This window comes from Streptococcus oralis (assembly GCF_026782085.1).
Classification (GTDB): Bacteria; Bacillota; Bacilli; order Lactobacillales; family Streptococcaceae; genus Streptococcus; species Streptococcus oralis_DA.
In genome coordinates this window covers 69,665-79,962 of sequence record NZ_JAKUVW010000003.1, presented here as the reverse complement: position 1 = coordinate 79,962, position 10,298 = coordinate 69,665, and the positions used below count along the sequence as shown (strand labels likewise).

12 protein-coding genes, 11 tRNA genes and 1 pseudogene are annotated in these 10,298 nt (G+C 34.9%); 14 read left to right on the top strand and 10 right to left on the bottom strand.

The window, feature by feature from the left end; translation table 11 throughout:
• Window positions 1–33 precede the first annotated feature (33 nt).
• The 11 genes from MK395_RS02075 to MK395_RS02025 all read left to right on the top strand — a co-directional run bounded on the left by MK395_RS02075 (window position 34) and on the right by MK395_RS02025 (window position 998).
• A tRNA-Gly gene (locus MK395_RS02075) sits at window positions 34–104 on the top strand.
• A gap of 35 nt (window positions 105–139) precedes the next feature.
• A tRNA-Ile gene (locus MK395_RS02070) sits at window positions 140–213 on the top strand.
• An 11-nt stretch (window positions 214–224) separates the two neighbouring features.
• Window positions 225–296 (top strand) — tRNA-Glu (locus tag MK395_RS02065).
• Between the two features lie 6 nt (window positions 297–302).
• Window positions 303–392: transfer RNA gene (locus MK395_RS02060), tRNA-Ser, on the top strand.
• Window positions 393–403: 11 nt separating this feature from the next.
• Window positions 404–477, top strand: a tRNA-Met gene (locus tag MK395_RS02055).
• A gap of 3 nt (window positions 478–480) precedes the next feature.
• Window positions 481–553, top strand: a tRNA-Phe gene (locus MK395_RS02050).
• A 17-nt stretch (window positions 554–570) separates the two neighbouring features.
• Window positions 571–651: transfer RNA gene (locus MK395_RS02045), tRNA-Tyr, on the top strand.
• Between the two features lie 11 nt (window positions 652–662).
• Window positions 663–733: transfer RNA gene (locus tag MK395_RS02040), tRNA-Trp, on the top strand.
• A gap of 14 nt (window positions 734–747) precedes the next feature.
• Window positions 748–820, top strand: a tRNA-His gene (locus MK395_RS02035).
• 13 nt (window positions 821–833) lie between these two features.
• Window positions 834–905 (top strand) — tRNA-Gln (locus MK395_RS02030).
• A gap of 9 nt (window positions 906–914) precedes the next feature.
• Window positions 915–998, top strand: a tRNA-Leu gene (locus tag MK395_RS02025).
• Between the two features lie 69 nt (window positions 999–1,067).
• Here the strand turns inward: MK395_RS02025 and MK395_RS02020 are convergent.
• The 9 genes from MK395_RS02020 to MK395_RS01980 all read right to left on the bottom strand — a co-directional run bounded on the left by MK395_RS02020 (window position 1,068) and on the right by MK395_RS01980 (window position 7,642).
• On the bottom strand, window positions 1,068–1,523 hold the full coding sequence (locus MK395_RS02020; protein WP_125849424.1) for an HD domain-containing protein: 456 nt from the start codon (window positions 1,521–1,523) through the stop codon (window positions 1,068–1,070).
• A 41-nt stretch (window positions 1,524–1,564) separates the two neighbouring features.
• Window positions 1,565–2,698: a site-specific integrase gene (locus MK395_RS02015; RefSeq protein WP_132972999.1), complete on the bottom strand. Its 1,134-nt coding sequence runs from the start codon at window positions 2,696–2,698 to the stop codon at window positions 1,565–1,567.
• 3 nt (window positions 2,699–2,701) lie between these two features.
• Complete coding sequence (locus MK395_RS02010; RefSeq protein WP_125849417.1) at window positions 2,702–2,908, bottom strand: DUF3173 domain-containing protein; 207 nt, start codon at window positions 2,906–2,908, stop codon at window positions 2,702–2,704.
• Window positions 2,909–2,921: 13 nt separating this feature from the next.
• A complete protein-coding gene (locus MK395_RS02005; protein WP_125849414.1) occupies window positions 2,922–3,701 on the bottom strand; it encodes a rolling circle replication-associated protein in 780 nt (259 codons plus the stop codon).
• A gap of 178 nt (window positions 3,702–3,879) precedes the next feature.
• Window positions 3,880–4,599, bottom strand: a complete 720-nt coding sequence (locus tag MK395_RS02000; protein ID WP_125849411.1) for a metallophosphoesterase — start codon at window positions 4,597–4,599, stop codon at window positions 3,880–3,882.
• A gap of 6 nt (window positions 4,600–4,605) precedes the next feature.
• Window positions 4,606–4,920: a hypothetical protein gene (locus tag MK395_RS01995; RefSeq protein ID WP_125849408.1), complete on the bottom strand. Its 315-nt coding sequence runs from the start codon at window positions 4,918–4,920 to the stop codon at window positions 4,606–4,608.
• A gap of 99 nt (window positions 4,921–5,019) precedes the next feature.
• The gene (locus MK395_RS01990; protein ID WP_125849405.1) at window positions 5,020–6,387 is read right to left on the bottom strand and encodes an ATP-binding protein; all 1,368 of its coding nucleotides are present in this window, start codon (window positions 6,385–6,387) and stop codon (window positions 5,020–5,022) included.
• A 223-nt stretch (window positions 6,388–6,610) separates the two neighbouring features.
• Entirely contained in the window at window positions 6,611–7,363 is a 753-nt protein-coding gene (locus MK395_RS01985) for an endonuclease/exonuclease/phosphatase family protein (protein ID WP_125849402.1), read from the bottom strand.
• 81 nt (window positions 7,364–7,444) lie between these two features.
• Entirely contained in the window at window positions 7,445–7,642 is a 198-nt protein-coding gene (locus tag MK395_RS01980) for a hypothetical protein (protein WP_115242154.1), read from the bottom strand.
• Window positions 7,643–7,764: 122 nt separating this feature from the next.
• Here MK395_RS01980 and MK395_RS01975 point away from each other — a divergent pair, with 122 nt between their 5' ends.
• Window positions 7,765–8,046: a hypothetical protein gene (locus MK395_RS01975; protein ID WP_243701288.1), complete on the top strand. Its 282-nt coding sequence runs from the start codon at window positions 7,765–7,767 to the stop codon at window positions 8,044–8,046.
• A 227-nt stretch (window positions 8,047–8,273) separates the two neighbouring features.
• Here the strand turns inward: MK395_RS01975 and MK395_RS01970 are convergent.
• A pseudogene (locus MK395_RS01970) lies at window positions 8,274–8,525 on the bottom strand (tyrosine-type recombinase/integrase); the annotation flags it as partial.
• Window positions 8,526–8,663: 138 nt separating this feature from the next.
• On the opposite strand from MK395_RS01970, the gene MK395_RS01965 reads away from it, so the two are divergent.
• Window positions 8,664–9,353: a hypothetical protein gene (locus MK395_RS01965; RefSeq protein WP_025168804.1), complete on the top strand. Its 690-nt coding sequence runs from the start codon at window positions 8,664–8,666 to the stop codon at window positions 9,351–9,353.
• Entirely contained in the window at window positions 9,350–10,159 is an 810-nt protein-coding gene (locus tag MK395_RS01960) for an Nmad3 family putative nucleotide modification protein (protein ID WP_000691671.1), read from the top strand. Before MK395_RS01965 ends, MK395_RS01960 begins: the two co-directional genes overlap by 4 nt.
• Window positions 10,160–10,298 lie beyond the last annotated feature (139 nt).

Genomic DNA, 10,298 nt, shown 5'->3' with positions numbered 1-10,298 from the left:
GTCAGCGGTTCGATCCCGTTAACTCCCATTTTAGCGGGTGTAGTTTAGTGGTAAAACTACAGCCTTCCAAGCTGTTGTCGCGAGTTCGATTCTCGTCACCCGCTTTGAACTTTGTTCAATTACCAAGTTTTTTAAACTTGGGCGCGTAGCTCAGGTGGTTAGAGCGCACGCCTGATAAGCGTGAGGTCGGTGGTTCGAGTCCACTCGTGCCCATTTATAAATATGGTCCGTTGGTCAAGGGGTTAAGACACCGCCTTTTCACGGCGGTAACACGGGTTCGAATCCCGTACGGACTATTTATTGGAGGATTACCCAAGTCCGGCTGAAGGGAACGGTCTTGAAAACCGTCAGGCGTGTAAAAGCGTGCGTGGGTTCGAATCCCACATCCTCCTTTTTATATTAACGCGGGATGGAGCAGCTCGGTAGCTCGTCGGGCTCATAACCCGAAGGTCGTAGGTTCAAATCCTGCTCCCGCAATTTGGCTCGGTAGCTCAGTTGGTAGAGCAATGGATTGAAGCTCCATGTGTCGGCGGTTCGATTCCGTCTCGCGCCATATTTTATTTATATCTTGGAAGGGTAGCGAAGAGGCTAAACGCGGCGGACTGTAAATCCGCTCCTTCGGGTTCGGGGGTTCGAATCCCTCCCCTTCCATTACTTTAGTTACGGGCATAGTTTAAAGGTAGAACTAAGGTCTCCAAAACCTTCAGTGTGGGTTCAATTCCTACTGCCCGTGTTAATATGATTATGGCGGGTGTGGTGAAGTGGTTAACACACCAGATTGTGGCTCTGGCATGCGTGGGTTCGATCCCCATCACTCGCCTATTTTATATTATTGGGGTATAGCCAAGCGGTAAGGCAAGGGACTTTGACTCCCTCATGCGTTGGTTCGAATCCAGCTACCCCAGTTACTATTTGCCGGCGTGGCGGAATTGGCAGACGCGCTGGACTCAAAATCCAGTGTCCGCAAGGACGTGCCGGTTCGACCCCGGCCGCCGGTATAGTAATAAAGACAAGGTTTCTAAGCCTTGTCTTTTCTTTTATATTTTGAACCGTTCTTGATTGAGTTACTAAAAATTACTATTTTTTTCTACTTGGCTTAGAAAAGCGATAGCAGAACGATATTTTTTATTTCTCTCTATATCCTTTGTAGTTATCTTTGAAAGTCGTGTTAAATCTGAATTATGACGTAGGTCAGCCAATTTTACAACCCTAGCGAGTTCATTTGTCTTTACTAGGTTGAGATATGATTGATAATCCTGTCCTTTTTTCTTTGTAAGTATATCAACGGCTTCTATAATCGTCTTTGAAAAGCCTAGCTCTTCTAGGTCTAGTAGGGTTAGTTTAGTATCTTCTACAACATCATGAAGATAAGCAACCGCTTTTTCCTCATCAGTTTCTACAAAACTTGCAACGGTCTTCGGGTGTTTAATATAGTCAACACCTGCTTTATCAACCTGTCCTAAATGAGCTTTTTTAGCTACTTCATAAGCCTGTTGGCTTACTGATTTTTGTATTTTATCCATATCTTTATTCTATATTTTAGTTTTTTAAAATGCAAGCTACTTTACAATAAATCATCTAGTTTGTCTGCTAGGTCTTTCTGTTTGCTTGGATATAAGTGCGAATATGTATCGATTGTGGTGGTTATAGAAGCGTGTCCTAAGCGTTCTTTAACCACTAGGTAATCTTCTCCATTATTGATTAAAAGAGAAGCATGTGAGTGTCTAAAATCGTGTATGCGTATCTTTTTTAATGTGTTATCACGTTCAAGGATTTTCTTATACTGTTTTTCAATAGCGTCCTTAGTAATGATGATTGGGCTATTTTGAAATACCTGTAGTGTAGTTATGTCATTTGAGAATTGTTGTAATTGTTTTGCTTGTTTCTTCTGCCAAGTTTCCAGCTCTTGACTTAATTTTTTATTGATGATAATTCTTCTAGTACCTGCCTTAGTCTTTGTTGTACTGATATGGCTGATACCTTTATTTACGTAAGTAGATTTAGTGACATGGATTGTATTACTAGTAAAATCTACGTCTTGCCAAGTGAGTGCGAGTGCTTCACCGAGCCGTAGTCCTGTGAAAAAGAGGACGGTGAACAATAATTTTATATTGTATTCATCAACCTCAAAGAGTTTTAAAAATTGTTGAAACTCTGCAATTGTCCAGAATTGCATTTTAGTTTTTTCAATTGGTAATTTTTTTAGTAACTTTACAGGATTTGTAGTGTAATAACCTTTTCGCAAACCTACATCAAAAATTTTTTTGAGTAAAATCATGATTTTATTGATGGTATTTGTGCTTAAGGGTTTATCTGAATTTTGTGCTATTTTTTGACGGAGTTGTTCTCTAAATTGATAGATATCTTCATAGGTCAGTTTTCCAACATTATCCACGTTTATAAAATACTCTCTGATATGCTTGTTGTAGTTATTCTCTTGAGTATTGATATAGCTTGTTTTTCTATGGTTTATGCTGTCTTCTTCTTTCAACATGTCATAAAGCATGGGAACAGTTATTTTTGCTCCGTAGAAGCGTTCTTTTAGCTCTACACTTCGTAGGTAGTGTTCTGCTTCGGTGGCTTCTTTCTTGGTCTTAAATCCTTTTCTAACAATTCTACGTTGCTTTAACGTGATAGGGTCGAAACCATTACTGATGTCAACTATCCAGCTATTGTCTTTGTCTTTTCGTATTGCCATCTGTTACCCCCTAGTAAGTGGGATATTTTGAACATCAAACCCGAGCAGTTCAGTAGCTATAGTAGCAGGTATAGTTCCAATCCGTTTGTTTTGATACACCCTAAATCCTCGTGCTACTAGAAGTTCTTTTCCTTGTCGGATAATACGTTTAGATGTTCCCTCAGAGAATCCGAGGGCAACTAGGTCATTCTTAGTAACAGTTGCTATCATGTGACTTACTCCTTTATTCATCTAGTCTTATTTTCTTGTACTTTACATGATTATCAAAATACTGACCGTCTTTATAGACTTTACTCGTGTACTCTGTTTCATATAGGACAGTTGAGCTGTCATATTCAAATGTTTCGTATGTATAAAACTTATCTTCATCAGGTTTTTTCAAGTTGCGAGATGACAGATAAGCTTGTTTTCCAAAATTTTCTAATAGCTCTTGTCCGATACCTTTTTCAAAATATTTTGTAACATATCGACCGCGGTTTTCTTTGCTGTCGACATCAACTTTATTTATCCGTACTGCTCCATGCCCCCAAAGTTTTAATAGTTGACTATGTGGGATATAGGGAACGCTGAAAAGCAGGATATGAGCGTGCCATGCTCCACGTTTTTGTTTTTCTAATACTGCTATATACCTTAATTGGCTTTTCTTTGTCTTAAATATGTGATAGTTAAAGCGTTTGATAAATGTTTTTAGTAAGTCTTTGAAATGGTTTCTATCGCTGATATTTTCTTTGGTGGTTAATGTGAGAAAAGAAGTCGTATCATCAAAATTACAATCGACTAGGCGGAGTAAGTTCCACTTTGCTTCTAAGCGAGTTTTCTTCATACGTTCAAGACGTTGTTCTTGTTCTTCAGGTTTTAGTTCATCAAATTTTCTGCGTTTTGTTTTTTCCTTGCTTTCAGTATTAATATCGATTGATTTTCCTTTTGAAAATATTGGCTTTTCATATTCCCAAATTTCAATATAGGAAGAAGTGCGGACTATTTTTTTATTGTACGAAGTCATAAAAAATAGTTCCTTTTAGATTGGCTTTCGCCAAAAGATTGTCTATATAATAAATAAACTAGGAGGAGCAAAGCTCCTCCTAACTTTTATCATGTGACCTAAGCACCGCTCTGCTAAACACGCTTCCAGCTTGCCGACCTCCAGTCGGCAGTTTTGCCTATGATCACATGATTAAAAGTTATAGAAAATAATATTTCTTGGTAATTGTATCATAGCAAAGAACAGGTATTGTTTTGCTATGATTTACATCCCCATCAATGAAGTAATGATTCTGGTTGTAATACACTTTTCCAAGATAGCTATCATCTCTTGCAACTTGATGAGAAGCGATATGACCTGAAATGACATCTTTGATGAAAGCACCTGTTGTTACTGGAAATTTATTGGTAAATGTTTCTGGACTTGTCAACTCCTCCCACAGGTCACCAGCTTCTTCTTCAATACCTGCATGAACAAAAATTTGATTATCAGTCTCGTAATAGCGTTTATCCTTGTATCGCTCTTTAAACCAGTCTATAAATTTAGTTTTCGTTTTGATTGCATTTCTAATAGCAATTTCAAAGTTATTGGGATTAGAGACTAAGATTTCTTTCAACTCTTCTGGAGAAAAGAAACTTTGTATCGTTTCTCCGAATGCAGAAGCAGTAGGAGTTTCTGGTATTAACCAGTCGTAGAACCATTCCTCATGATTGCCAAATAGGGTGATGATTTGCCCAGAGTACACTTCTTCTAGCTCTATAATTTTAGACAACACTTGAAAAGATTTAGAACCGTTATCAATATAGTCTCCAAGTAAGATAAGTCTGTTATCTTTATCAGATAACTCTACTTTGTTGAGAGCTTTTATGAACTCATCTAAATATCCATGTATGTCAGAAATTGCGTAAATTTTAGCCATAGAATCTTATTTTGTTAGAGGGAGCACATCAGAGCATGAGAACCAAAGGTTTCCGTTATACTGACCAACATTCAAATCTTTTAATATAACAGGGCAGGTTTTGTTGTTTGCCATATCTTGTACAGAAGCAGTAGGAGTGAGAGTATTAACCTTGACCTGTATCATCTCCATGAAAAAATCGCTATTTTCATCTTGAATTGACACATTTAGACGTAATGCGGTAGGTTTACTGGTTTCACGGTCTAAAACTTCAGTATATCCTTTTACGGCAAAGAAACGATTACCAAGGAGCTCAATTTTCAAAAAGTCATTTAATTTCATAGATAGTTTCCTTTCTTTTTTACCTCCTGCCAAAGCAGTCGGTTTGCTCTTTTTCTCTGTTGGAAAGAATACCTATTCCAACAGAGAAAAAGACCGCTATTAGTGGACTGGTAGTATGTTTCTAACTACCTGCAAAAATTCTCGTTTTGTTTTAACATCAACGAATGGAACTATTGTCAGTACAGGTTCCACAGAATTCAGACCGTCAGCATAAAAGAGAGCCTCTCCTTTTCTATCGGATACAGTAGGAACATTTTCCAATTCACACATAGAAAAAGCCATTCTTAGACGGTCACTTCCTGGATTCCCAAGATATAATACCGCAGATATTTGGTTTCTCAATTCTACCGGAATATTCTCAGCATTAGGGTCTTGCGTAGATAATAGTAAGTGACAACCAGCCTGTCTTCCTTTACGAGCAATCAAACCCAAGTTTTGCAAAATTTCGTTCCATAACTCTTTACCTTGTTTGCTAGAGCCACAAGAATCACGAATAGAAGCAAGCTCATCGACAAATAGAAAATTAGGTGTCATCATGCCCAGGTCATATGCATCAGCATTTAATGAACTATTCTGTTTGATAATTTCAAACCTTGCATCCATAATCTCTATAAATTTTCTCGATAATTTTGCTAGCATTTGGGGTGAAGAGCCTACTGCCACTTGTTCTCCCAGTTCTTCGTGAAGAAGTTCACCAATACGATATAAATCGGCAGCCTTACCATCAACTATACCTAAATAAGTATCATCATCACTACCACAACCTTTAGCCAGTGCGTTAAATAAGTACCATTGTAAGGCTATTGTTTTGCCTGTTCCAGTGCGTCCATAAATACCGATATTAGTATTCGATTTCAGAGAGAATTGTTGGGTATTTGATAGCTTGATTATTGGAGTAGGAATATCTTCAAAAAATTCTTTAGTCAATGTGTGGGCATTTAAAACATACTGTTCAATTTTTTCTGTGTGACCGAGTTTATAAATAACACAATCAGGGAATTCTTGTTTTGATATTAAAGGCAACCCTAAGGTTGGTATAAGATACTCCTCTAGATTTTTAAGAAGTTTTAAAAATTTATTCCCAAACAGAGGTACTTTAACCATTACATCATTATTAGGCGTGATTTCGAAGTTCAATGTTGCGCTATTGATTACTAGATTGTTACTTTCTTCATATAAATTTAGACTTATTAGCATATCAAATAGAGATTCTCTGACGTACAATATACTTTGAATTTTTTTAATAAAAGTAGACCTAAAAAATTTTTCTACAAGAATAATAAGGCCTGTAAAAAAACTTGACATAATCAATCCAAAAGGTATAAAGGGGATTGAAAACCAAGTATTTATCAATAAGAGGCCTACTAACAATTCAGTTCCTATTCTACTAAGAAAAAGTCTACGAGAAGTAATAACATAGGGATTAACTTTTACTTTCACAGATTTGCTCAGTTTCAGTATTTTCATCTTCATTCCTCTCAGAAATTAATGTATCTATACAACCAATTAAAAAGATAAATGGATTTTAGTAAGGTCAGGAGCTCTAATATTTGCAATTATAGTAAGCAGAGTACAGATAGAAAGTACCAGTATTGACCAATGAGCCACCCTTAATCTGCTACTTGAAATGATATAATTTCTTGTTAAATCTGCTATTGTTCTTAATCTAAATAGTTTCATTTAAAAACTCCTAAACTGTAAAAGTTACTTGTAGTGCTTTATGGTCACTAAAATGATTATCAAGTGTCGAATAGTTTTCAATTTTGCTATTTGGTGTAATGAAAATATGGTCAAGTTTCTTATTACTCCAAGTCGGTAAATCTCGGCTAGCATTTACCATGTATTGCTCCATTTCAACTATCTTATCGGGGAAAGTCGTTTCATTATTTGGACTTTCATTGAAATCACCTGCCAAGATAATATGGTCATACAATTTGCTTGCTTGGGAAGCAAATTGAATATATTTATCCCACATTTCTTTTTTTTCTACGGGGCGATTTTCAAAAAGAGGAAAGTGGAGAGAAAAGACCGCGATAGTTTTATTATTAATTTTAAACAGACCACCACTTTGTCTACAATAGAAGTCATCATAAATAGGAGGAAGTTCTTTGATGAGTTCGATATTGTCACTAAAATAGAAAAGTCTAGTACTTACAGCATTAGATTTATCAGACTTAGGATAAATAACCCCATATCCACGCTTTCTCAATTCTGTATCAAGTTCTTTTGCTAACTTTTCGGCTAACAAAAATTTCTGATATTCATCAACATTTAAGTAGCGAGGCTTTGTTGATGGTTGGGTGCCTCCAGCTTCTTGTAATGCTATGAAAGTAGGGTTTTGTGATAATAAATAATCAGCTATCTTAGTAGAAGTTCTATCCTTATATGGTCCACCAGAGCCACGATAATCAAGGTTTGCAGTCAATAAAGATAAATTAGTCATATCAGTTCTCCTTTTATTGAAAAAATTTAAAAAATATAAACGTGGTTATTCTTTTTAAAAAATAAACGATACAGATGTCGTCTATTTTTGAGTGTTTTCAAGATAAAACTTAGCAAGGAAATCTATTACCTGCCCTTGAGTTGGGGGATAACCTAAATTTCTCACTAGTTCTCCTGCAATGATTTCCAAATTTAACTTGGTTGATTTATCTACAACTGCTGATATATTTGTAGGATTATCAAACATGCTACTTGCTGGAACTGGTTTACCTCTTGCCATAATTTTTCCTTTCAACATTATAACCATGTTTATAACTATTATAATTTTTCTATGCATACTTGTCAACCCATAACACCTAAAAAAATAAAAAATTCTATACGCGTATGGTATAATCTACTTATTTGAAAAATGATGAAAGGTTAGATAAAATGGGATATAGTGAATGGCAACCTGTCAATTATTCAGTTACTGAAGATGAAGACTTTGAAACAGTAAAACAAAGAGTAATTAAAGATTTTCAACATTATCTAAAACTACTTGATGATGGTACTGAGAAAAGTCGTGACAAAGTCTATAAATCTTTTACTTTTAGTAAGTTATTTGGAGAAGAACTTGGTACTGACGATGATATCGACAAGTTAAGTAAAGAAATAATGGATAGATTGAGGAAAAGTAAATCCTAAAAAGTTACTAAAAATAAAAAAACTATCGTTTTTGCGATAGAGGTATCTTCTTAAAAAGGCTATTTGAAAGGCTTCACATACTTATAAAACGGTAAGAGCCAAACTCAAAATCCAGTGTCCGCAAGGACGTGCCGGTTCGACCCCGGCCGCCGGTATAGTAATAAAGACAAGGTTTTCGGACCTTGTTTTTTTTTATCAGTTTTTGTTGAGTTACCAATTTTTCCATTTTAAAATAAATCATCAAGTTTATTAGCCAATGTTTTCTGTTTGCTAGGGTACAAATGAGAATAAGTATCAATTGTTGTTGTAATAGATGCATGTCCTAATCTTTCTTTGACAACAAGATAATCCTCTCCTTGATTTATAAGTAATGATGTATGAGAGTGTCTCAAATCATGTATTCTTATTTTCTTTAAATCTTTATCCCTTTCTAGTATTTGCTTAAACTTCTTATCAATCATATTTTTTGTAATTGTTATTCCTTGAGGTTATCCGAACGTTAAACTATCTTCGGCATGTATTTACAAAAGAGTATAATCCCTTTCATCAACAGAGCATTTTTGATATACTATATTTAATTAGAATACAAAAACTTTTGGAGAGAAGGAGGTAAAAGAGTGGACAAACAAACCATTTTTTACTGCTATAGAATGACTCATGATTATGGTATCAATCCTTGTGTTTTTACAGAAAATTATGATACAACTCCCCATCTTCTTACCGAAGGAGGGTGTATGCTTCAGTTAAGAAGAAATATCAAAAAGAACTGGGCTGATAAAATAAACTCTAAGTCTGTAGATGCTTACATAATGGCTGTAGCAGGGCATTCAAACGATGGGAAACAATGGAGAGATGAGCAAGGAATGTTTATCACTCCAAAATATAATCATCTAATTTTTGTTGCTAAAATTAGTGAAATTTTAACAATGAAAGAATATTTATTATCTCCAAAATCTAATAATAGAAGAGATGCTTATACTTATCAATGGCTGATTGAAAAGAATGGATTAAACCAATCAAGTTTTATGAATGAAGTAGTGATTCTTGCAGACCGTTTTAATTATTTTGGTAAGTCTCCACTCAAAATTCCTAAAGAAATTTTAGATTTTTTCCCGATGGGAGAACGAGCAAGAATGAATGGGAAACCATTCCCAAGATGGAATGCCAAAAATGGATTTTATAATTCTGAAGAGAGATTTACTGATGTATTAGAATTAACGGAATTTGCTGAGACTATACTTGGTTCACAAAACAAAGTAATGGATTTGCCTTACCATCCCTTTTTTATACGAGGAAAAGAATTTTGAAAATAATTTTATCAAGAAAAGGATTTGATTCATCTAATGGTGGTATCCCGAGTCCTATACTACCTGATGGAACACTGCTTTCATTGCCAATACCTGCTAAATATGACACTATATCTTTTGACGATTTAAACTATGATGGAGTATTATTTTCAGATATATTAAAACAATTAAAAGGGAAGGAAGATAAAACAAATCATTTTAATTGTCATCTTGACCCGGACATAAGAGAAAATATTAGGAATAATTCTGTTTCTGATTGGAGACCAGCATTTGGCCAAATTAAAAGTTCTCAGGGAATATTACGAAATCACAATGTTTCTATTGGTGACCTTTTTCTATTTTTTGGATGGTTTAGACAAACTGAAGGGGATATTTATAATGGAACATTGTGTTTTAAGAAAGATGCTCCTGATTTAAATATCATTTATGGTTATTTGCAAATTGGTGACATGACGAATGATAAAGAATGTTTGCAGAAGATGTATCCTTTTCATCCTCATTCTTTAGAACATATGAGTAGTTTGAAATCTAATATGCTATATATACCAAGTGAAAACTTATCGTTTTTACCTCAAAAAAAAGGCTATGGTACTTTTAATTTTCATGATGGGAGAGTATTAACAATGAGTGGTAAATCAAGAAGCATCTGGAAAGAATTACCGGTGCTTATGCCCGATAATATAAATGGTAATCATAAAAATTCTGCTAAAGATGATGGCATAAAGTATTCTGGTATATGGCAAGAAAAAGTTTTACTAGAAAATGAATTATCTTCTACTTGGGCAAAAGAGTTGTTTTTGTTTTAATAATCTAAAAAATTGATTTTTTATATAGGAGAAGACACAATGTTACATTAACTGTGGAAAAGGTATGAAGTGTTACCTAAAAGTTACTGAAATTTGAAAAAAGAGTCTATTTTGCAAGATTCAAACTTCCTAAAATCCT

Excerpts from the sequence above, each read along its gene's own strand:
- MK395_RS02020 (WP_125849424.1), bottom strand. The coding sequence starts at position 1,523 with ATGGATAAAATACAAAAATCAGTAAGCCAACAGGCTTATGAAGTAGCT.
- MK395_RS02015 (WP_132972999.1), bottom strand. The coding sequence starts at position 2,698 with ATGGCAATACGAAAAGACAAAGACAATAGCTGGATAGTTGACATCAGT.
- MK395_RS02010 (WP_125849417.1), bottom strand. The coding sequence starts at position 2,908 with ATGATAGCAACTGTTACTAAGAATGACCTAGTTGCCCTCGGATTCTCT.
- MK395_RS02005 (WP_125849414.1), bottom strand. The coding sequence starts at position 3,701 with ATGACTTCGTACAATAAAAAAATAGTCCGCACTTCTTCCTATATTGAA.
- MK395_RS02000 (WP_125849411.1), bottom strand. The coding sequence starts at position 4,599 with ATGGCTAAAATTTACGCAATTTCTGACATACATGGATATTTAGATGAG.
- MK395_RS01995 (WP_125849408.1), bottom strand. The coding sequence starts at position 4,920 with ATGAAATTAAATGACTTTTTGAAAATTGAGCTCCTTGGTAATCGTTTC.
- MK395_RS01990 (WP_125849405.1), bottom strand. The coding sequence starts at position 6,387 with ATGAAAATACTGAAACTGAGCAAATCTGTGAAAGTAAAAGTTAATCCC.
- MK395_RS01985 (WP_125849402.1), bottom strand. The coding sequence starts at position 7,363 with ATGACTAATTTATCTTTATTGACTGCAAACCTTGATTATCGTGGCTCT.
- MK395_RS01980 (WP_115242154.1), bottom strand. The coding sequence starts at position 7,642 with ATGGCAAGAGGTAAACCAGTTCCAGCAAGTAGCATGTTTGATAATCCT.